Annotated in this window: 30 protein-coding genes and 2 pseudogenes; 24 read left to right on the forward strand and 8 right to left on the reverse strand. The window is 49.2% G+C overall.

Annotation, left to right across the window (positions count from 1 at the left end; translation table 11 throughout):
- Positions 1 to 9 precede the first annotated feature (9 nt).
- The 21 genes and pseudogenes from BAMF_RS25140 (at position 10) to BAMF_RS40470 (ending at position 15511) form a co-directional block, all read left to right on the forward strand.
- A complete protein-coding gene (locus BAMF_RS25140) occupies positions 10 to 2295 on the forward strand; it encodes a DNA polymerase (protein WP_013351525.1) in 2286 nt (761 codons plus the stop codon).
- Positions 2296 to 2592, forward strand: a complete 297-nt coding sequence (locus tag BAMF_RS25145) for a hypothetical protein (protein ID WP_013351526.1) — start codon at positions 2296 to 2298, stop codon at positions 2590 to 2592.
- Positions 2589 to 3647 (forward strand): hypothetical protein, encoded by a 1059-nt coding sequence (locus BAMF_RS25150; RefSeq protein WP_013351527.1) that lies wholly within the window; start codon positions 2589 to 2591, stop codon positions 3645 to 3647. Before BAMF_RS25145 ends, BAMF_RS25150 begins: the two co-directional genes overlap by 4 nt.
- Positions 3647 to 3961 carry a hypothetical protein gene (locus BAMF_RS25155; protein WP_013351528.1) on the forward strand — a complete coding sequence of 105 codons (315 nt, stop codon included), beginning with the start codon at positions 3647 to 3649 and terminating at the stop codon, positions 3959 to 3961. Before BAMF_RS25150 ends, BAMF_RS25155 begins: the two co-directional genes overlap by 1 nt.
- Positions 3958 to 4521, forward strand: a complete 564-nt coding sequence (locus BAMF_RS25160) for a RuvC family protein (protein WP_013351529.1) — start codon at positions 3958 to 3960, stop codon at positions 4519 to 4521. The genes BAMF_RS25155 and BAMF_RS25160 overlap by 4 nt, the downstream gene beginning before the upstream one ends.
- Positions 4522 to 4884 carry a hypothetical protein gene (locus tag BAMF_RS25165; protein WP_013351530.1) on the forward strand — a complete coding sequence of 121 codons (363 nt, stop codon included), beginning with the start codon at positions 4522 to 4524 and terminating at the stop codon, positions 4882 to 4884.
- 4 nt (positions 4885 to 4888) lie between these two features.
- Positions 4889 to 5134, forward strand: a complete 246-nt coding sequence (locus BAMF_RS25170) for a hypothetical protein (protein WP_013351531.1) — start codon at positions 4889 to 4891, stop codon at positions 5132 to 5134.
- Positions 5135 to 5166: 32 nt separating this feature from the next.
- A complete protein-coding gene (locus BAMF_RS25175) occupies positions 5167 to 5316 on the forward strand; it encodes a hypothetical protein (RefSeq protein WP_232502500.1) in 150 nt (49 codons plus the stop codon).
- Positions 5317 to 5320: 4 nt separating this feature from the next.
- The gene (nrdI, locus tag BAMF_RS25180; protein ID WP_013351532.1) at positions 5321 to 5677 is read left to right on the forward strand and encodes a class Ib ribonucleoside-diphosphate reductase assembly flavoprotein NrdI; all 357 of its coding nucleotides are present in this window, start codon (positions 5321 to 5323) and stop codon (positions 5675 to 5677) included.
- A pseudogene (locus tag BAMF_RS25185) lies at positions 5661 to 6452 on the forward strand (ribonucleotide reductase N-terminal alpha domain-containing protein); the annotation flags it as partial. The gene nrdI and the pseudogene BAMF_RS25185, both read left to right, overlap by 17 nt.
- Positions 6453 to 6606: 154 nt before the next feature.
- Entirely contained in the window at positions 6607 to 7338 is a 732-nt protein-coding gene (locus BAMF_RS25190; RefSeq protein ID WP_013351534.1) for an NUMOD3 domain-containing DNA-binding protein, read from the forward strand.
- 64 nt (positions 7339 to 7402) lie between these two features.
- Positions 7403 to 8716: pseudogene (locus tag BAMF_RS25195) on the forward strand (ribonucleoside-diphosphate reductase subunit alpha); the annotation flags it as partial.
- Positions 8717 to 8898: 182 nt separating this feature from the next.
- Entirely contained in the window at positions 8899 to 9816 is a 918-nt protein-coding gene (gene nrdF, locus BAMF_RS25200; RefSeq protein WP_044051894.1) for a class 1b ribonucleoside-diphosphate reductase subunit beta, read from the forward strand.
- A gap of 153 nt (positions 9817 to 9969) precedes the next feature.
- Positions 9970 to 10116 (forward strand): hypothetical protein, encoded by a 147-nt coding sequence (locus BAMF_RS41180; protein WP_157670119.1) that lies wholly within the window; start codon positions 9970 to 9972, stop codon positions 10114 to 10116.
- Positions 10113 to 10676, forward strand: coding sequence for a dUTP diphosphatase (locus tag BAMF_RS25205; RefSeq protein ID WP_041481625.1), 564 nt, complete (start codon positions 10113 to 10115; stop codon positions 10674 to 10676). The genes BAMF_RS41180 and BAMF_RS25205 overlap by 4 nt, the downstream gene beginning before the upstream one ends.
- 331 nt (positions 10677 to 11007) lie before the next feature.
- Positions 11008 to 11703, forward strand: coding sequence for an FAD-dependent thymidylate synthase (gene thyX, locus BAMF_RS25215; protein ID WP_013351538.1), 696 nt, complete (start codon positions 11008 to 11010; stop codon positions 11701 to 11703).
- Between the two features lie 26 nt (positions 11704 to 11729).
- Positions 11730 to 12296 carry a 3D domain-containing protein gene (locus BAMF_RS25220; protein ID WP_013351539.1) on the forward strand — a complete coding sequence of 189 codons (567 nt, stop codon included), beginning with the start codon at positions 11730 to 11732 and terminating at the stop codon, positions 12294 to 12296.
- Between the two features lie 39 nt (positions 12297 to 12335).
- The gene (locus BAMF_RS42185; protein WP_367650496.1) at positions 12336 to 12818 is read left to right on the forward strand and encodes a SprT-like domain-containing protein; all 483 of its coding nucleotides are present in this window, start codon (positions 12336 to 12338) and stop codon (positions 12816 to 12818) included.
- Positions 12802 to 13725 (forward strand): hypothetical protein, encoded by a 924-nt coding sequence (locus BAMF_RS25230; protein ID WP_041481628.1) that lies wholly within the window; start codon positions 12802 to 12804, stop codon positions 13723 to 13725. Before BAMF_RS42185 ends, BAMF_RS25230 begins: the two co-directional genes overlap by 17 nt.
- Positions 13722 to 14294, forward strand: coding sequence for a deoxynucleotide monophosphate kinase family protein (locus tag BAMF_RS25235; protein WP_013351541.1), 573 nt, complete (start codon positions 13722 to 13724; stop codon positions 14292 to 14294). Before BAMF_RS25230 ends, BAMF_RS25235 begins: the two co-directional genes overlap by 4 nt.
- Positions 14295 to 14560: 266 nt before the next feature.
- On the forward strand, positions 14561 to 15511 hold the full coding sequence (locus tag BAMF_RS40470) for a DNA cytosine methyltransferase (protein WP_162145047.1): 951 nt from the start codon (positions 14561 to 14563) through the stop codon (positions 15509 to 15511).
- Here BAMF_RS40470 and BAMF_RS25245 read toward each other — a convergent pair.
- Positions 15484 to 15864 (reverse strand): hypothetical protein, encoded by a 381-nt coding sequence (locus tag BAMF_RS25245; RefSeq protein WP_041481629.1) that lies wholly within the window; start codon positions 15862 to 15864, stop codon positions 15484 to 15486. The two genes, BAMF_RS40470 and BAMF_RS25245, sit on opposite strands and share 28 nt — an antisense overlap.
- 78 nt (positions 15865 to 15942) lie before the next feature.
- Between BAMF_RS25245 and BAMF_RS25250 the strand changes: the two genes are divergently transcribed.
- The 3 genes from BAMF_RS25250 to BAMF_RS25260 all read left to right on the forward strand — a co-directional run bounded on the left by BAMF_RS25250 (position 15943) and on the right by BAMF_RS25260 (position 17701).
- Positions 15943 to 16332, forward strand: a complete 390-nt coding sequence (locus tag BAMF_RS25250; RefSeq protein WP_013351544.1) for a sigma factor-like helix-turn-helix DNA-binding protein — start codon at positions 15943 to 15945, stop codon at positions 16330 to 16332.
- Positions 16325 to 16813, forward strand: a complete 489-nt coding sequence (locus BAMF_RS25255; protein WP_041481631.1) for a hypothetical protein — start codon at positions 16325 to 16327, stop codon at positions 16811 to 16813. Before BAMF_RS25250 ends, BAMF_RS25255 begins: the two co-directional genes overlap by 8 nt.
- Before the next feature lie 87 nt (positions 16814 to 16900).
- Positions 16901 to 17701: a hypothetical protein gene (locus BAMF_RS25260; protein WP_013351546.1), complete on the forward strand. Its 801-nt coding sequence runs from the start codon at positions 16901 to 16903 to the stop codon at positions 17699 to 17701.
- A 128-nt stretch (positions 17702 to 17829) separates the two neighbouring features.
- Here the strand turns inward: BAMF_RS25260 and BAMF_RS41185 are convergent, their stop codons facing one another.
- The 7 genes from BAMF_RS41185 to BAMF_RS41485 form a co-directional block, all read right to left on the reverse strand.
- Complete coding sequence (locus tag BAMF_RS41185) at positions 17830 to 17991, reverse strand: hypothetical protein (protein WP_157862698.1); 162 nt, start codon at positions 17989 to 17991, stop codon at positions 17830 to 17832.
- 39 nt (positions 17992 to 18030) lie between these two features.
- Positions 18031 to 18843, reverse strand: a complete 813-nt coding sequence (locus BAMF_RS25265; RefSeq protein ID WP_013351547.1) for an ATP-dependent DNA ligase — start codon at positions 18841 to 18843, stop codon at positions 18031 to 18033.
- Positions 18844 to 18934: 91 nt separating this feature from the next.
- Positions 18935 to 19294: a hypothetical protein gene (locus BAMF_RS25270; RefSeq protein WP_041481632.1), complete on the reverse strand. Its 360-nt coding sequence runs from the start codon at positions 19292 to 19294 to the stop codon at positions 18935 to 18937.
- Between the two features lie 14 nt (positions 19295 to 19308).
- On the reverse strand, positions 19309 to 19488 hold the full coding sequence (locus BAMF_RS25275) for a hypothetical protein (protein ID WP_013351549.1): 180 nt from the start codon (positions 19486 to 19488) through the stop codon (positions 19309 to 19311).
- 130 nt (positions 19489 to 19618) lie between these two features.
- Positions 19619 to 20056, reverse strand: coding sequence for a hypothetical protein (locus BAMF_RS25280; RefSeq protein WP_013351550.1), 438 nt, complete (start codon positions 20054 to 20056; stop codon positions 19619 to 19621).
- Positions 20057 to 20161: 105 nt separating this feature from the next.
- Positions 20162 to 20362 carry a hypothetical protein gene (locus tag BAMF_RS25285; RefSeq protein WP_013351551.1) on the reverse strand — a complete coding sequence of 67 codons (201 nt, stop codon included), beginning with the start codon at positions 20360 to 20362 and terminating at the stop codon, positions 20162 to 20164.
- Positions 20363 to 20567: 205 nt separating this feature from the next.
- Positions 20568 to 20714 carry a hypothetical protein gene (locus tag BAMF_RS41485; RefSeq protein WP_164848956.1) on the reverse strand — a complete coding sequence of 49 codons (147 nt, stop codon included), beginning with the start codon at positions 20712 to 20714 and terminating at the stop codon, positions 20568 to 20570.
- Positions 20715 to 20794: the final 80 nt, after the last annotated feature.

Here is a 20794-nt window from a genome sequence, read left to right on the forward strand (position 1 = left end):
GGACGACGGATGGAAGGCTTACGGTTAAACTTGAACGCGCTGAAGCCGGCGGCGCCGAAATCTGACGCAGTAGAGGCGACGGCCAAGCGGAAGGCGAAAGCCAAAACCGCCGAGCCGATTGAGGAAAGCTGGCGCAAGATATTCGCGATGAAGCTATCGGATGCCGATCGCAAAAGGGTAACGGAAGTCAAGGCGGCCATGGATGCGGGCAAGCTGGCGCGTGATCCGGCTGACTGCGTTAATAAGGCCGGCAACCCTAAAGCGTTCAGCAAGGCGGAGGCGCTCCGGTTATGGAAGACGCTTCAGGAGGCGCAGCGCGAAGAAACCTTGCGGCAGATGGTCGAGAATACGCCGAATAATTACGAATTAATTACGACTGAGGAACGATTTCAGGCGCTGATCGATGCATTAAATAACGAAGAAATTATCGCAGTTGATACCGAGACGACTGGCGTAGATGTTTATACGGACGTAATCGTTGGGCTTTCGCTAACATTGCCAAACGCTGACTGGCACGTTTATATACCGGTGGAGCACGTTGATTGCGAGCAGTTAAGTCGCGCATATGTACTCGAAGGTCTGGCGCCTGTATTTAACGACGAATCAATCGGCAAGGTTTTACACAACGCGATATTCGATATTGCGATGCTTAGGCGGCACGGATTCGATTTGAAAGGCGTCGCTTGGGATACGATGACCGCGATGCACCTTCTGAACGAAAACGAGAGTGACCGGGCATTAGGTGGAGCCGGTTCGTTCAAGCTCAAAGACTTAGCGCCTAAATATTTAAAAACACCGGCAGACACTTTCGATGCTTTGTTCGGCAGGAATGCGCAATTTAAAGAAGTTCCGTTAGACATAGCGCTAGTTTACGCCGCGAAGGATACGGAATTAACGTGGAAGCTGTACGAATTTCAGCGTTATCACATGGCGAAAATACCGACGATTTTGGACTATTATCAAACCGTTGAAATTCCGTTACTGTACGTAATCGTCGACTTAGAAGCTAATGGCTATATTCTCGACTTGGATTTTGCGAAAGAATACGGAGAAAAGCTTCATAAGCGCGCGGAAGAGTTGCGTAAGGAATTAGTCGCAGAGTTGACGCCGTTCCATGAAGGAGACGAACCGATAAATCTAAACTCGACCCATCAGATGCGGCCCGCACTTTCGAAGGCAATCGGCAAGGATCTTTCGAATATGGACGCTAAGAAAACGCTCAAGCCATTGAAAGACGATTATGAAATAATAGCGAAACTTCTCGAGTATAAAAATATCGTTAAGCTAAGCGGTACGTATATCGACACGCTGCCGACAAAGCAAAACCCAACAACTGAGCGTTGGCATTCGCGATTCAATCCGATGGGAACCGTGACGGGCCGATTCAGCTCCGGAAAGGACGAAGAGGATAAAACGCAGCAAGGGTTTAACGTGCAGAATCAGCCCCCGGAAGCACGTCCGATGTTCGGTCCTCCTCCCGGAAAGCTGCTAGTAGGCGCCGACTTTAAAGCGCAGGAAATCAGGTGTGTGGCGTACTTATCAGGCGAACCAGTACTGATTAATGCGTTTTTAGAAGAACGCGATCCATACGCAACGATGGCATCGAACTTCTACAAACGACCGCACGAGGAAGTTTATAAGAACGCTGATGGTTCCGATACAAAAGAGCGAAAGAAGATGAAGGTCGCTTGGTTAGCTACACTGTACGGAATGAGTGATTATTCTCTTGCGGATATGTTAGGCGTGGGTAAAAAAGAGGCGACCGAGTTTAAGGAAGAGTTGTTCGGAAGTATGCCGAAGCTGTCGGCGTGGTTAAAAGAGAACGAAGAATTTGTGCGAAAAAACGGATACGTTTGGGCTGATCTGAATGCGCGAAAACGCCGGCTACCAGACGCTAAACTCCCACGCAAAAACATTCCGTACGGAAAATGGAATGATCCGAAATACGATGACGCAAGGAAACATAATTCACGAATTAATCGCGCTTTGCGTCAAGCGACAAATGCTCGCGTACAAGGGTCGTCGTCTATTCAAACGAAAGTCACGATGATTAAAGCGCACGAATATTGCGCTAACAAACCGGGATGGGCGCTGTGGTCAACGGTGCATGACGAACTCATTTTCGAAGTTCCGGAAGATTTTACGTGGGAAGAAGCGCAAGAAATTCGCGATATCATGCTTAACTCGTACCGTTGGGGAGACGTTGTGCCAAACGGTACGGATATCGAAGTCATGCGCAAATGGGGCGAAGGCGTGCCCGTAGAAGAATGGTTTAAAAATAAGGAGGCGGTTTAATTGGTTAAATTGACGATTGAACAACTGGAAGATATGGCGTTTGAGGGCGGAATTGATATCGACGATGTGACCTATACAGTCGTAGAGGAAAGCGAGTGGGAGCACGGACACAAGCACCAAAGAAAAACCGTTATTTTCACCGATGGAAATAAACATTATCGCGGAGAAATTGGCAGATCCGGATCTGAATGGACTGACTGGACGTATGACAGCGCAATTTACGGAGCCGGCGATCCGGCCGAAATTACCGAGGTAGAAAAACGAGAAGTCGTAGTAACGAAGTGGGTGGCAGTTTGACGAACGCAAACGCACGATCAGCCGCAAACTCACTGCGCGCCCAATTAGCGCCGACGCCCGAACCGACCGGCTATGCGCAGCAGATTGCGGATGAACTCATCGAATATCTAAACGAATGGCACTCGCTGCCGGAAACGTGGGATAACGCACTGGACGCGCAGATCCACCGATGGTACGCAGATGCTCCGAAAGTATTTCCGAAGAAGCCGTATTTCTCGCCGTCATCTGCGAATGCCTGCCCGCGTGAACTTTATCATAAGGCGCTAGGCGATCCGCGGGACGTAACTCGCAAGCCTCCGTATCAGGGACGCTGGACCCGCATCGGAACGGCAATCGGTGATATGATTCAGCGCGATTTGCTCTTTATGGAAAAACATTTCGAAAAGAAAGTCGGTCGGCCCTGTCCGTTCAGCTTCGAACGTAATCCGGACGGTACGCCGATGTTCGAGGACTTCGCCAAGCTGAACCACAAGATCGAGCGCGGCGGCAAGACGTTTCATCTCTTCGGGACGTGCGACGGCATCATGCGCTATGTCACCGAAGATGGCGAAGTATTACGCGTGGGCCTCGAAATCAAGTCGAAGCAAACGAGCGCAGCCCGTACGTCTTTCTATTCGCTGAAGAAGCCGGACGAAAAGCACGTTAAGCAGTGCGTCGCTTATGCGGAAATGTATGGCGTCGACTTATACGTAATCCTCTACGTAAACGCGTCTAAGAAGGCGTGGGAGTACGAAGAAGGAGAATTCGAAAAGTCGCCGGATATCCAGGCGTTCGGCCTCGAAATCGGACGCGAAGACATCGATGTGCTACTCGATAGATTCGTAGAAATTCAGAATTCGATTGACGACGGAAAGCCAATGGCGGTCGACCTTAACGGCTGGGCATTCAACGGATATAAAACGGCCATAGCGCAATCACTTACGGCGGCCGAGCTGGAAGCCATCCGCGATAAGGTTTCGCGAGTCAAACGGTCAAACGTCTTTGATTCTACGAAAAGGCAGTACGCCGGGGCGCTTGAGTTTATCGAAAAAGTACGCAAAGGGGAGGCGGTCTGATGGGTTACATTACACAATATGAAGTCGAGATGGATAAGGATGCGGAATTAGTTCGCGAATATGTCAACGAAAATCATGACGAAAACGGATGCTTGACCGCGGTTTTCAATGGATGGGCCTACGAGATGAAATGGTACGGACACGAAGAAGACGTGCGAGAAGTATCCCGTCAATTCCCTGACGTGCTCATCACGCTTACAGGGGAAGGCGAAGATAACGGCGATATGTGGCGTAAATACTTTAAAGGCGGGAAAATGCAGGCGTGTCACGCGAAAATAACTTTCGATGAATATGACGAAAAGGAGCTCCGATGACTAGCGCCAAGCCTATCCGATGCCTCGCGTTCGATACGTCGATGACCTGCCCCGGCGTCGCGGTAATCGAGGTACGCAATCGAAAGCCTACGATCAAAGCGCTGTCACACGTGAAGCCGAATTCTAGCCGATCGCATGCGCACAGGGCGGAGGTTATCGAAGGGTGGGCGATGATGTTTCTCGACAAAAACTATCCGCGAGATGGCTTCGACTATGTGGTGCGGGAGGACTTCGCAGGAAAAACGTCGACCTCGAACTATCCGGTGCTGGCGGCATGGAACGCGTGTGAACGGGCGACGTCGCGCTTCGAACTGACATTCGATAAATATTGGAAGACACCGAACGCAAAGCAGCCACAGCTCGGTATCTCAGCAACACGCGTTAAGGCGTTGGTTGCCGGATCAGGTAGCGCAGAAAAGGACGCAGTAAAGACGGCGGTACGGCGTATGACCGGATATACGGGAGAATTCGCTAATTTCGATGAGAGCGATGCGGCAGCGATCGGGCTTGCGTGGCTAATTCATGTGGGCGAAATAGATAAACCGAAGGAGGGCGAATAAATGGGTAAAGCGATAGAGTATATTGATAAGCTGGCAGCAAAGCCCGGGGTTGCGGCTGAACATATTTATGGAGTGCTCGTTAAACAAGCGATTGCTAACGGTGTGGCTAACGTCCTCATAGGTGCCTTAGTGATCGCCGCAGCTATTCTGCTATCGGCCTATACTGTGAGATTCGTAAAGAAGCGCCTGAAAACTCACGGGATGGATGGCGTAGACCTATTCGTTCTAATCATCTTTTGCTTGGTATTTATCGTTTTACCAGTATTCGGAGGGATTGCATCGGTAGCTGACGGAATCACGGCGCTAGTCAATCCGGAATACTACGCGATCAAAGAAATCCTCGACACGATAGGAGGGAAGTGATCGGATGTTTAAGCGGAGATTAATCGAAACGCTTTCGTGGATGATTATAGGCGCAATGTTCCTTCTGTTCGGCACCTTTATGAGATGGGCGTTAGCGTTTCCCGTAGCAAAAGCGATCCTTGCGATTGCACTCGTATTCGGCCTGCTTCTCGTCGGGCTTTACGGAATCGTCCGTTTTATTCTGTGGCTGATCGTCGAACCCTACCGCGCGCATAAACGCGATCGAGAAACGGAGGAGACGGCCGAATGATGGGCTCAGCGACGGACGCGCAACTACAGCAGATGTTACGGATACATCGCGAAGGACTTGCCGAAGATGATTACGCGATTAGTCGTCACGAACGGCAGCTTATCGAACTGCGGATCGAAAGAGATCGTCGGCTTGCGAATATAGTGGCGCTGGAGGCGGAAATTGAGAGACGGAAGGGGTGAGCGTATGCTAATCGCCTATTACTCGCTGACCGGAAACGTCCGCAGATTTGTCGCTAAGACCGGCCTAGCAACCGTCGAAATTAAGCCGGGCCTGATGCTCGCCGAGCCGTTCGTATGCGTGACTGGTACGTATGGCTTCGGTCAGGTTGCCGGCACGGTTTCGGACTTCCTTGCGGATAACAGCGACTATCTTGCGGGCGTGGCTGCGTCGGGTAATCGTATATGGGCGGATAATTACGCAAAGGCGGCGGATATAATCGCGGCACAATACGGCGTGCCGATAGTCGGACGCTTTGAATTGGCGGGCACGGACGCAGATGTACGACAATTTATCGAGAGGGTGAATGCGCTTGACGAATAAACATGCAAGCTATATCGAACTTAATAACGAAATTATGATACAGAAGGACGGCCGGTTCCAATTCGAAAAGGATATCGAAGCCGTCCGCGCTTATTTTATCGACTACGTAAATCAAAACACCGTATTTTTCCACGACCTTCGCGAAAAGCTCGACTACCTACGCGATAACGATTACTACGAAACCGAATTTCTCGACGCCTATACGTTCGATGAAATCAAGGCGGTCTATCAGGCGGCCTATGCGCACAAATTCCGATTCCCATCGTTTATGAGTGCGTTCAAATTCTACAACGACTATGCGCTGAAGACGAACGATGGCAAAAAGATCCTCGAACGCTACGAAGACCGTGTTTCTATTGTCGCGTTATTCTTCGGAGGAGGGGACGTAGCCAAGGCGATCGAGTACGTAGATTTGATGATGCGGCAAGAATACCAGCCGTCAACCCCGACGTTCTTGAATGCGGGCCGGAAGCGTCGGGGCGAATTAGTTTCGTGTTTCCTGCTCGAAGTGGGCGACTCTCTGAACGATATCAGTCGCGCAATTGATATTTCGATGCAGCTTTCGAAGCTTGGCGGCGGCGTGTCGCTTAATTTATCGAAGCTGCGTGCGAAAGGCGAGGCGATCAAAGACGTAGAGAACGCGACGAAGGGCGTAGTCGGCGTTATGAAGCTGCTCGATAATGCGTTCCGTTACGCAGATCAGATGGGTCAGCGGCAGGGCTCCGGCGCAGCGTACCTTAACGTATTCCATGCGGACATTAACGATTTTCTCGATTAAATGGTAGTCGCCTATCCAAGCGATTGGGTAGTGAAAACCTTGTGAACGCATGCAAAAGCGGTGTCCTCATTAGAGGGCTAACGGGGGAACCTCAGCACGTAAAGGTGGTGGCAATCCCGTGCCAAGCCGAGCACTAAAGGAGGTGAAAAAAGTGAAGGCTGTTTATAAAATCACGAACGTAAAGAATGGAAAGGTTTATATCGGAAGTAGTTCCGATTCTGACAAAAGAAAGAGGGATCATTTTAACTTACTCAGAAGAGGCGTACACCACAACCGCCCTCTGCAAGAGGAATATAATTCGTTCGGAGAAAAAGCTTTTGAGTTTGAAGTACTACAGAGCTTCGAGGAAATTGATCGCCATGAATTGTTTGAAGCAGAGCAATATTGGATAGACAGGTCCGACGAATCTCTAAGATACAACTTATATTGCAATGCATTTGGTATGTCTTATGAAGGTGATAAGAATCCCATGTTTGGCCGAACGCATAGCGAGGGTGTAAAGAAAAAACTATCTGAAATAAATTCAGGAGAAAACAATCCATGGTATAACAACGCGGAGCACATGGAGAAGATGCGCAGTAAAATAACTAAACGCTTTGATGGGCGAAAGCACACGAAAGAAACGAGACTAAAAATGTCAGAGGCGCACAAGGGGCGGAAAAAATCAGATGATGAGCGCTTAAAGCTACGTTTGAACAACGGTAATAAAGCAGGAATTTATATAGACGGTGTTTTTTATTACTCAATGTCAGAGGCTAGCCGGCAGTTAGGAATAAGCCGAACGACTATAACAAGTCGCGTGAACAACCCAAGATTCGAAAACTATTATAGGTGCTCGGAAGGTGTAGAGACTAATAGTAAGCCGGAGATTAGCACCGGTTGAAGCGCAAGGCGTCTCACGTAGACGAAGATATAGTCCAGTCCTTGTAGAAATACAGGGGTAACTGACCAAAAAAATCTCGGCAGATGAAGACGTCCGAGTCAAAACGTTATCCATCGGCGTTGTCATCCCGGATAAATTCATCGAACTGGCGCGCGAGAATCGTCCGGCATACGTTTTCTATCCGCACACCGTTTACAAAGCGTATGGCCAACACTTAGACGAAATGGATATCGAAGAGATGTACGATCAGCTCGTCGATAATCCGGCCGTCCGTAAAGACAAGATCGACGCTCGTAAGCTACTCGAAAAGCTCGCCGTGTTGCGTTCTGAATCGGGCTATCCGTATATCATGTTCGAAGGCAACGTAAACGCAGAGCACGCGAACGGTCACGTGTCGAAGGTTAAGTTTTCGAATCTGTGTTCGGAGGTGCTTCAGGCGTCGCAAGTATCGGAATACACCGACTACGGCGAAGAAGACGAAATCGGCCTCGATATTTCATGCAACCTCGGCTCGCTCAACGTTGCGAACGTAATGAAAAACGGAGACTTCGAAACGATCGTTAAGCTGTCCGTTGATGCTCTAACGCGAGTCTCGGAAACTTCGAATATCAAGAATGCGCCTGCTGTTGCGCGAGCTAACCGGGAGATGCGGTCGATCGGACTCGGCGCGATGAATCTGCACGGCTATTTAGCGCAAAATGGTATCGCTTATGAATCGGAGGAAGCGCGCGACTTTGCTAACGTATTCTTTGCGCTCGTCAATTATTGGTCGCTGGTGCGGTCAATGGAGCTTGCGAAGGAAACCGGAAGCACGTTCGAGGGATTCGAAGGATCAACGTATGCAGACGGCAGCTACTTCGATAAGTACATCGCAGAGGACTTCCGTCCTAAAACGGAGAAGGTCGCGAAGCTGTTTGAAGGCGTTGAAATTCCGAAGCGCATCGATTGGGTTCGCTTGGAGGTTAACGTTATGCTCCACGGACTCTATCATTCGTATAGACTTGCGATCGCACCGACGGGATCTATTTCGTACGTGCAGTCGGCTACGGCGTCAGTCATGCCGATTATGGAGCGCATCGAGGAGCGTACGTACGGAAATTCGAAAACGTATTATCCTATGCCGGGGTTATCACCGCAGAATTGGTTTTTCTACAAGGAAGCGTACGACATGGATATGTTTAAAGTCGTCGATATGATCGCAACGATTCAGCAGCACGTCGACCAAGGTATTTCGTTTACGCTGTTCTTGAAAGATACGATGACGACGCGCGATCTGAACCGGATTGACTTATACGCACACCATCGCGGCATCAAAACGCTGTACTACGCGCGAACAAAAGACACTGGACAGGATTCGTGTTTGAGTTGCGTAGTTTAAACGAAAGGGGAGTCATCCGAGTGAAAATGGTCGATTTTATTGAACGGTATTTAGGTCTTCAGCTTCTCGATTGGCAAAAAGAATATATCCGAAACAAAGAAAAGGAGGACGAATAATTGACGAACGCAAACGCAATCCATACGGCGGCCGACTGGTCGCGCCACGAAGACGACTTTACGCAAATGTTCTACGCGCAGAACGTTAAGCAGTTTTGGCTCCCGGAGGAGATTTCGCTAAATGGCGATCTCCTTTCGTGGAAGGCGTTGGGCCCGGCCGAGCAGACGACCTACATGCGGGGCCTCGCCGGGCTGACGCTATTAGACACGGAGCAGGGAAACACCGGAATGCCTATCATCGCGAAACATATCGCCGGCCACCAACGCAAAGCCGTCCTTAATTTCATGGCGATGATGGAAAACGCAGTCCATGCGAAGTCCTATTCGAATATATTCATGACGCTCGCGCCTACCGAAACAATTAACGAAGTTTTCGAATGGGTTAAGACGAATCCGTATTTGCAACGGAAGGCGGCTCTGATAACCGGCTTATATCGCGACATAAAAGAAGGCGATGCCATTTCGCTATATAAGGCGCTTGTGGCTTCGGTTTACCTCGAAAGCTTCCTGTTTTATTCCGGCTTTTATTATCCGTTATATTTCGCCGGCCAAGGCAAGCTCACGAGCAGCGGCGAGATCATTAACCTTATTATTCGCGATGAAGCGATCCATGGCGTGTACGTCGGCTTATTGGCGCAAGAGATTTACGGAAAGCAAGATCCGGACGTTCAACTAGAGATGCGCGACTTTGCCGTCGAGCTACTGACGGAGCTGTACGATAATGAAGTCGCATATACCGAGGACCTATACGATGCGGTCGGCTTAACGCACGATGTAAAACGATTCCTTCGTTACAACGCGAATAAGGCGCTACAAAACCTCGGCTTCGATCCGTATTTCGAAGAGGAAAGGCCGAATCCTATCGTCATGAACGGACTGAATACGAAGACGAAATCGCACGACTTCTTCTCGCAAAAAGGCAACGGCTATAAGAAGGCGACGGTCGAGGCGCTCAAAGATTCGGATTTTTATTTCGGCGAATAAGCGTCCATTTTTCGGAATAGATACGCATCTATTTATGAAGACGCTGTGCCAAGGCGAAAGGGAATGCGCAGTTATATACGAAAGGAAATTATCCTGTGATGTCGCAAAAGTGGCGATTACCTACCCGTTATATAAGTGAGGAGGTCATCGCCTATGAAACGATTTATCAGCGCTACGGCAACGATCATCGCCGGACTGCTTTTCGTTCTGCCGTACATCCATACGATAGGATTCCGGTGGTTTTCGATAGTAGCCGTGTTCGCCTTGATTGCGATATTAACGAAGGAGGAAACGAAATGAACGTAAATATAAAACGCTTATCGCCGGACGCTCAAACGCCAACCTACGCACACGCAACGGACGCGGGCTTCGATCTAGTCGCGGCGGCCGACGTAATTATCGAACCGGGCGCTACCGCGTGTGTGCCGACGGGCTTGGCGTTCGAGATTCCGGAAGGTTTTGAAATGCAGATCCGGCCGCGATCCGGCATTACGTTAAAGACTAAACTACGTGTGCAGCTCGGTACTGTAGATTGCGGGTATACGGGAGAAGTCGGAGTGATTGTCGATAATATTGCTGAGTATCGAAATAGTTCAGGCGCAGAATTGTTTAGAGAGTCCTTCGACACTATTGACGGCGGCCTCGTTCCAACTGACGGGATGTTTAACGTAAAGACTTATCTCATCCGCAAAGGCGATCGTATCGCGCAAGCCGTTATCAAGCCGGTCGAACGGGCGGTGTTTACGGAGGTCGAGGCTCTCGGCGATAGCGATCGTGGTGCGGGCGGCTTCGGGAGTAGTGGAGTCGGCAGTCCACATCCGGAATATTTCGGAGAACCGACGGGGAAGGAGCGGATATAATGGCGGAAACCAAAATGAACGTACAGCTACTCGCACATACGCAATTGAGCGAAAAAGCTAACGAAAGAAACGGCGGCGTGCTAGAGAGACTGGCGAAGGAAGACGCTTAGATGACGCAAATATATGCGTGTTTTCTAAACGGTAAGCTGTACGGATGTGGTGACATCGAGTACATGAACGACCTATTCCGCGATTACGTTGTTTACTGCGAGATGTACGGGAAAGACGATTGTACATTCCGCATAACTACGAAAGAGAAAGCTCGTAGATTATTGATTAACGAAACTATTTGCGAAAAAGGTGAAGCGTTAAAACGATTGGAGGACGAACGATGAACGAAAAGATTAACGTACTAGACAACGGCTATGTCCGATTAACAAACGTAATGGGCTCCGACCTTTCTGTCGTTAACTCAGCCCGCGTTTCCTACGACAAGGAATCGACCGAGCTAGACGAAAAGGACATCCGGCTTATTAAGTTTCTTGCGCGAGAAGGCCATACGTCTCCTTTCCGACATGCCACGCTTCAGTTCGAAGTATACGCGCCGTTAATGGTTGCGCGGCAGCACTGGAAGTACATCGTAGGCTCCGACCACACGATGGACGCATGGAACGAATCGAGCCGGCGTTATGTTACCGAAGAGCCAATGTTCTATATTCCGCAAGCAGACGAATGGCGGTCAGCGCCGGAGAATTCGAAGCAAGGTAGCGGGAGTACGATCGACATTGATGAGGGCGCAGATTTTACTGAGGAGTTAATGGATTTCGTAGAGAAGGGCGAATGGCTTTATAATGATGCGATATCGCGCGGAATTTGCGCAGAACAAGCGCGTTTATTCCTTCCGGCTTACGGAATGTATGTACGCTATTACTGGACGGCGTCGCTTCAGTCGGTTACGCATTTCTTGAACCAACGTCTGGCACACGATAGTCAAGTCGAAATCCAAGAATACGCGAAAGCGGTTTACTCGTTAGTTAAACCGAAATTTCCGATTAGCATTGACGAGTTAACAAGAACGGAGGTGTAAGCATCGGTATACTAACGAATCTAGCGATGTCAACGCAATTACTTACGAACCCGACCGCCAAGCCACCGGAGCCACCACCGCCAGACCCACCGCGAATCACCGAGGAAGAATCCGCGCTGCAAAAGGCGGAAGCCGTTATCGATGGCAAGGACGCTGAACTGGCGGCCAAGGATGCGAAGATAAAGACGCTCCAATCCGAACTTGCTTCCGTAAAAGACGAAGTCAAGGCGCAGTCTAACGAAAAGCACGTAAAATCGCCGCATAAGCACGCAGAGCCTTCCGGCTGGCAAACGTTCGAGGCGTCTGCGTATACGGCTTATTGCGCGGAAGGTTGCAGCGGAACCACAGCGACCGGCATAGACGTTAGCCGTACGATCTATCACGCAGGCAAGCGCATTATAGCGGCAGATCCGTCAGTTATTGCGTTAGGCTCGGCGGTTGAGGTGCGGCAGCCAGACGGAACAACGTTTCAGGCGGTGGCGCAAGATGTTGGAGGCGCGATTAAGGGCGCCAAGATTGACGTGTTAGTTGCGAATGAAGCCGATGCAATACAGTTCGGGCGGCAGTCGGTACAGGTTCGCGTAATAAATTAACGGGAGGGAGTCCGTGTAGTGGTAGTAACTATCGAGGAAATGACGGAAGAAGCTCGCCGATTTCTCTCAGTAAACTACGGAATAGATCTGCGAATCCCTGTACGAAGAAACAATAGGCTTAAAAGAACGTTAGGTCAGTTTATTCATAGAGGCAGGGAGTCTGATTGTATAGAGCTTAGTGGTATCTTACTAGATTATGGGGGTAAAGAGGCCGCTATTGATACTCTGAAGCACGAACTGATACATTACGCTCTTTTCGAGCTAGAGAAGCCGTATCGGGATGGATATCCTACGTTTGAGAATGAGTTGCGAAAGCATAACGTCAGCCCTACAGATACTCTAGAATACTTCGGACCTATCGTTCGTTTCGAATGCGTGGAGTGCGGAAATGAAAGCTTTACCGAGACAAAGAGAGTGGGAATCAGTCCGCAAAGTTATAAAACGAAGTGTTGTAAGGCGGCTTTAATTAACGTTAGAAATGACGTCATTTATGGAGGGCGATCGGGTGGATTGGTTCAGTGATGAGGCGGAAAGAGCTAAATCAGAATATGATCGAATATTAAGGAGGAATATCGATAATATGGCGAAGGATATCGTAAACGCAAACGCAAAAATCCACGTACTGGCTGACGAAACACTTGGCGGCATCAAGCGAGAATACGTTGAGGTCGATCGTAAAGCGGAGGTCGGCGAGAAGATCGTCATCGTAAACGCAGACGTTCAATGTGAAGAGCCGTATCATAACGGATATAGATTTGAGGTGGAAAGTTTACTCGGTTGCAGTAGGGGCATACAGACGGCATGTCATCGAGATATCTTCGATTTTGAATATCACGTACTCGATCCGACCGACATCGTTCATATTGACGGCGAGCGCTACGAAATGATCGATCGCAAGGCGGAAGTGGGCGAGAAGGTTATGTACGTTAACGAGTCGGGAGAATCGTACGGAATTGTCACTGAGGTCATCGCGGTGGGCGCCGGAGTGGTTGACGTTGCTGAATACGAAGAACCTAGCGGCGCTGTCATTGTTGGTTTTTCACACAATCATTACCGCGTTCTTGTGCCAGTAGAAGCCGCCGAAGACGAACCGCAGCCAGCCGATCCAATCGACGTTATCGCCAGTTTAGCGCAGGAGGTTGCGTATTTAAAACGGACAGTCGATCGCCATAGAGACGAAATTGACACGCTCCACAAAGACAATCGGACGCTCGGCGAAGAGCTAGCGCGGTTGAAGAATCCGGTTGAGAGCGAAAGTACTATCGAAAGCGCGCCGTTTGTACTCGTTATTCATGAAGGGCGAGGAGAGTTCGACGTTTATCGGCGAGGAAAAAAGATCGAAAATATTTCACGCTTGGAGATTGAGGCGGATTCTCGAATAGGCAGTTCGATTGACCTCGAATTTAATAATGTTGGTGTGCGCCCATGAAGCTCGCCCTAACCGCACCGTTACGCGCAGGCAAGTCGCAGGCCGCCGGCTATCTATCGACGTATTACGATTTCCAAACGTTCGCCTTCAGTGACGAACTCAAAGCCGCCTTTCATCGCGCTTTCCCTTCCGTACCTGAAAAGCCGAAGCCGCGCGGGTATTATCAAGAATTCGGTCAGGCGGTGCGGAAGATACTCGGCGAGAACGTCTGGATAGACGCATGTATGGCGAAAGTCGACGCATATACGGCGCTCTTTTCTCGCAAATGTGATTGCGGATTAGCACCGTCCCTGAAGAATCGCGTACTGATCGAAGACGTTCGGCAGCAGAACGAATATGACCGGCTGCGCGCCGAAGGATTTACTATCGTCCGCATCACAGCGCCGGAGGAATTACGGATCGAACGCGCACAAAAGGCCAGCGACGATTTCGATTTAGCAGCGCTCGATCATCCGACTGAAAAAGCGCTGCAAACTTTCGAAGTTGATTACGAAATTGTTAACGATGGTACGTACGAGAAGCTCTATGCGAAACTGGACGAATTAATGGCGGAGGTGGGCGTTAGGTGAAGATGATTCCGAATCATTACGGATACGGAGTGCGAAATGATGAGAAACCCTATGCACACAAAATCCCGGACGGCGGAAACTGGCGTAGCCTACCTGAAGACGAACAAAAAGCGTTTATGAAAGGGTCGTTTTACAGCGGAGGTGGGAAAACGGCCTATCTTCGCAAGATGTCCTGGGATGAGCCGGCTTTAACGGTCACGGCTTCGGTAATAGCGAAAGCTACGTGCCATCTACATCCAACTGAATCGATCGAGAGGAGCGAATATATGGGCGACTTTAATTTAACGCCACAACAGCCGACGAACGGAATGAATGTGCTCGAACTATTCTGCGGAGGCGGACTCGGTGCAATCGGCTTTAAAGCGGCCGGCTACAATATTGTGAAGGCGCTGGACTTCGATAAGAATGCCGTTAAAGCATACCGTCACAATTTCGGCGATTACGTTGAACAGGCGGATATTAGCGCAGTAGATATCGACAGCTTGCCGGATACCGACGTTATATTCGGAGGGCCGCCATGCCAAGACTTCTCGGTTGCGGGTAAGGGTGCCGGAGCAGACGGGGAACGCGGTAAACTCGTATGGCGGTATCTCGAAATCATTGAACGAAAGCAGCCGAAAGCCTTCGTGTTTGAAAACGTTAAGGGATTGATAACGAAACGCCACCGTCCTACATTCGACGCGTTTATCGAGAAGTTTAACGAAATAGGTTACGAGATTAGTTGGCGAGTTATGAGCGCGTGGGACTACGGAGTAGCACAGAAGCGAGAGCGCGTGTTCATCGTCGGAATACGAAAAGACCTCGGATTCACTTTCGAGTTTCCGAAGCCGTTAGAAGGCGATTATCAGACGAGAGTGTTGCGGGACGTCATCGGGGATTTGCCTGAGCCTGAGCGCCAAGATTGCGGAAAGTATTGGACGCCAAAAAGCGAATACACGTACGGCCAAGCTAACCGCGTGCAATCGCTAGATAAACCGTCTAATACGATTCCGGCGCATCATAACAGCGGACAGCCGATCCATCCGACCGAAGCACCACGACGATTCACCGTCCGTGAATGTCTCCGAATCCAATCTGCGCCAGACACATACATCCTGCCAGACGATATTTCTTTATCGGCGCAGTATCGGATCGTAGGAAACGGAATTGCTTCGCGTGTAGCGTGGTATATCGGATGTGCCTTGGCGGATCAGCTACGATTTAAATCGAAAGCATAAACACCGGAAGGGTACGCCATATACGGCTGCTTCGCGGCCTCCTCTTCGCCAATCATCTGAAAACGTAGCGGAAGGTCCTCGTCTTTGAAGCCGGCCGCCTTAATTACTTTGCTTGCGGCTTTATTATACGAGCGCTTATCGAATTTGAACGGAGCCGCATCAGCCTTTACGGTTTCAGGCTTTGCGCAAACGAGCCGATTCGCTTCGTCATCATAGCCAATCGTCAAGTAAAACGGAGCTTTGTCAGGCAGACCGATGATTTTACGTGCGCCGGACGAAACGTATATTCTTCGTTGTTTATCAAGCGTTATGTAAGCGTCATTACTTTGCGCTGAAATCCAGTTAATAACCACGCAATTCACCTCGATTATACATTATACGGAAATTATATTCGCTTTTGGGACGAAAGTCAAACGAAAGGGGACGAAGGGATGGGCGTTACAAAAATTGATCTACACCGTAAGGACCGCGAATTCCACGACGCATATGCGCTAGATAACGCAGAAGGCGTTAAGTTGCTGCTCGCCGATTACCAGAAGTTCGTCAGCCGGAAGCGCTGTGGCGACTATGCGGCCGTGGAAGTACTAATCGACATACACAAGGCGATCGAGCTCGCCGGCTTAACGGATAGGCAGCGGCAGGCGATCGAGCTCGTTTACTTCGGCGAACTAACGCAAGCCGAGGCGGGCGAACGGATAGGTATTGCGCAAAACACGTTATCTGAAACCATCGATCGTGCTGCGGAGAAGATTGCGGACATTTATTACTATTGGGCCGGCCACGGCGAAGGATACACGACAGGGGGACGAATTAATGGATAAAGCGATTTTGCACGAAACGATTACGGAAATGTACACACGCACTAAGGCCGGCAAGATGACGCGGCAGGAACGTATTGAGGCAATAACGGCCTTGTCGGACGCTTACTTCGATTCTACCGGAGAGCATCCGGAGCAGTCAGCGCTTGAGCGAATGGCTAATCTCGTACTTTACGAAGAATTGTCCGACACTCATGCCGATAAAGTATCCCGGGAAGAGTACCCGATCATGAGCGAAACCCAGTTCGACGAGAGATACAAACGTGAAGCTTCGGATAAATTGGCAGAGGAATACGACCAAACCGGCTCTTATAAAGGCCGACCGATACGCAGGCCACGCTCTTCTTACGAAAATAAATTACTCGATAGGCGCGCCAAGGCACGGAATGAAGAGCGCAGGAAACGCTATTCGGCATTCGTTAATGGAAGGTCGGACGGCCAGTTCACCGTAAATATCGCTACCGGCGAAAAAGTTTATCACTGATACCTATATTTTATCGCGTTAGTTGTCTATACGTTATGAGGGCGCCCGTTCAGCGCTCTTTTATTTTGCGAAAAAGGAGACGATTTAATGAAGAGATTACGAGTTATTAATACGGAGACAGGCGAAGACTGGTCGGAAATGTACACGCTGCGGCACCGAAACCAAGACGATGCCTTTCGACAGCAACAAGAAAAGACGGCCGATCGGCGCGATTTCTCAAACGCCAATATGTCTAATATTCACGAAGTCTATGACGCTCTTACGACGGCACAGTGCGGCTACCTGATGCTGCTTCAATGCTACGTCGATTACAACGGTGTCCTTATCAAGTCTAGCCGCAACAAAACGCCGATGACCACTGCGGACATGGTGGACGTTTTGCAGCTCGGTAAAAAACCCCGGACCTTTTACGACTTCCTTTCCGCTTGTACCGAGCACGATATTATCCGGGAAGAGGGCGGCCGCTACAGCGTAAATGAGCGCTATCATTTCAAAGGGAATTTCGGTAGCCAGCAAGTCGTCAAGCTTTACAGCGCGAAGATTAAACGGGTGTACAGCGAAGTGAAGGCGACTGACATCGGTCTGATCTACCGTATGCTGCCATTCATTCATTACGAAACAAATGCTCTGTGCGCAAATCCTTTCGAAAAGAATCCGAAGCGCATCCGCTGGTTCAACAAGAAGGAACTTGCGGCGGCGATTGGCGTTACTTCGGATACGCTTGGCCGGCGCCTGAAGCAGATGAAATTCGACGGCGAATACGTTGTTGCGCGCATTAAGGTCGGAAGCGAGCCGGAGCGCTACACGTTTAATCCTAACGTATTCTATCGACAATCAAAGACGCCGGACAAAACGCTGATTGCGCTGTTCAACGTTAAGAAGGTATAATTTTACTATATCGGAGGTGAGACGAATGGGAGAGATTAAACCGGGAGCTAATCCGTTAGAAAGCATTATCAGAGGCGCAGGTCCAGCGGAAAGCGCATCACGCGGAGCATAAAACGAAAAAGGACGCCTTATGCGGGCGTCTTTTCTTCGTCATCTTCCGTTTGTAATTCAAGAACTTCGATCTGCGATTTTAAGATAGCCATGTCTCGGCTGTTTAGGTTCGTAGGTAATTCAAAGCGCGCAATCTGCCCGTTTGTAAGCGCAATGCGAGCGTATTGTTTTTCGTCCATTCGTATAGCTCCTTCGGTGTTTATGCATTAAATATATCATCAGCTCTTCCACGAATCAAACGAAGGTATCCGCAGCAGTCCTTTGCGCGTCTTAAATCGGTGCTTCACACGGCATTTTATCGGCTCTATATTCACGTATTTATCCGTTTCTCCTACGTCTTTCCGCTCCGAATGAAATCTCCGCCGTTCAGCGTGCGGCATAAACTCCATCAGCCCCGCATAAGCACCGTCTTCATACGCTAAAACAAACGCATTATCCTCTTTCCGATAACCCGTAATCCAAATGTCCGTATACTCGTAATTAACGATCTTCAACCATCGATCTGACCGCTTATTTTCCTCGTAGGACGAATTAGCGCGCTTCATAACGACTCCTTCAATGCCGGAGCTTTTCGCTAATTCGAAAACAGCGCGGCCATTGCCGGCAACGTTATCGACAATCTTAACGTTTGGATGATCGAGGGCAAGGCCGCTTAATAATTCCTTCCGCTCATATAACGGTTTCGACGTAACCGATACGCCGTCGAGACGCAATATATCAAATACGCAGAATACTATCGGATGATAACTTCTTCGTGATTGAAACCGCTCCATCATAGCCTCGAAGTCTCCGGCGCCTGTCGGTCCGGGCACAATAAGCTCGCCATCTAAAACGGTGCCGTCCGGAATCTGTAACGTGTGGAGTTCGGGGAATTTAGCGGTGACTTCGTTGTTGTGGCGCGTGTAGAGGCGTATTCGGCCGTCATCTTTGGACGCGAGCAGACGGATACCGTCGAATTTGATTTCCGTAATGTAATCGTCAGAGTCGAACGGGTCTTTTGCGGACTCTAATAGCATTGGCGAAATAAACAAAAAATCACCTCGTTTCAGCTTCGTAATACTATAATGATATAGTAAGAGTCGGCTAGAACGAAGTGATTAGGTACTGGTAATTTATGGTTAATTAATTCTCTTTAAATATTCCGGAAGCTTTAAATCTATTTAATAATCTATTCATTTCTTGTAGGGTGAAATCGTGGCTGTTAATAAGATTGACAACATCCTCGTCAGTCAATTCTCTTCTCTCAATAACCTTACGTCTTTCGATAACCTCACCAGTCGCAGTTACACTTTTTTCTTCTTCTTCTTCCACGGAAATGTTCCATCCGTGAAGATTGATTCCTAGAAAACGGTGTCTCGAATCTCCAATAGGTTTATATGTGATAATTGCTCCTGGATTTCTTCCGCCGTCTTGCTCATACGCCGTTTTGTTAACCGATTGCTCTCTTTCTCGTAATTGAATGATTTCTTGCAATAAGTCCAAACGATACACCTCTTTTATATATTCTTTTTCATTCCGCATCTTCTACATTCGCGCAAAAACTTTCCGCTCTTCACCGAGCTTTTGAACAGCGTATAGTCACAGTTGTCGCATCGTCCTGCGCGCTTGTCCGGAAATTCCTTGTATTCGTAAGTGATCGACGTATCAATGCCGTTAGTCTCGTATTTTTCCTCCATTTTCGCTGTACCTCCGTGTCCTACATCGTTGTATAGAACGATTATACCACGAAATTACAACGAGAGAGCCGCTTCAGACGCGTTCAGGTACGATAGGTATCCGAAAGCTTGAAACGGCTCAGTTCGTTCATTATTTAACGTTGAATTTCGCTGACTCAAACGTACCGACGTATTTGCGCTTGCCTGAATCCGAATAGCAGTCGATCTGGATAACGTAGGTGCCTTTGCCGGTCTTGCTGCGGATCGATTTCGCACTAAACGACTTCAGCGGCGTTGATGTCTTGAAGCTTCCGCGTTGTAACAAGCCGGTTTCAGTCATCCCGCCGCCGCTGCGCTTTTTATAAACGCCGGCCGTGTAGTACAGCGTTGCGCCGCCTTTCTTCTCGGCTTTCCAGTCGACCGTGCTTGCGCTACTACTGTACGTGGTTGCGTCCGTATATACCCGCGCCTTGTGTCCGAACTTCTCCGTCTGCCAGCCCGACCATGCCGCGTCAGCTTGCGGAGCCAGCGCAATAGTGCCGGTTAATAAGGTAGCGGTGATTACAAGCGATTTGACTAAACGTTTCATACGATTTCCTCCTCGACTTCCAGCCGCGTACCACACGTAGGGCAGTACGCGTCCGGCTTGATTTCGATATCTAACTTTGCGTAATTACAATCGTGGCAAGTGTATTCAATCATCGTTATGGCTCTCCGTTTCCTTTTCGATTAAGTACCCGAAGTAGGTAAGCGCCGTATTAAAACCGATCTGATACGCGCGCCCGCTGTCCTGAAATAGCGTCATCGGTCGTTGGTATAGGTCGAGGATCTGCGCTTTTTGTTGCGCCGTTAATGGCGGCGTATCCGACCACAGGCGTCTTATATCAAGCGTCATTTTCCACACCGCCTTTCCGCCGTAAGAGCAGAAGGACAAAAAACACGATCGCCGATCCGATTCCGATATAATCGAGCGCGGAAAGCTTGGCGAAATTCATGCTCGCGATCCATGAGACAAGGACGACAATTAGCAAAATTTCCGTGGTATTAATCCGTTTCATACGTGGTATAATTGATTGACAGGGGCTTTCGCCCCCGTTGGATTATGTGCGGCGACGGTGTTTCTTGGTCGGAATCCGTCGCTCTTTTGCTTTCGCCTCTTTGCGCATCTTGCGAAGTTCTAGCGATAGTTTTAAAATCGCTAACCAAGTGCCTAGGAGCGCTGAAAGCTTTACGATGATGTCAATCAATTTACCGTTCACCTCCTTTCGTTACTTTAATTATATCGCATAAACGTTATAACGTCAATACGTTATTGATAAAAATATCG

Origin of the sequence: Bacillus amyloliquefaciens DSM 7 = ATCC 23350, assembly GCF_000196735.1 — a bacterium.
In the GTDB taxonomy this organism is placed as follows: Bacteria; Bacillota; Bacilli; order Bacillales; family Bacillaceae; genus Bacillus; species Bacillus amyloliquefaciens.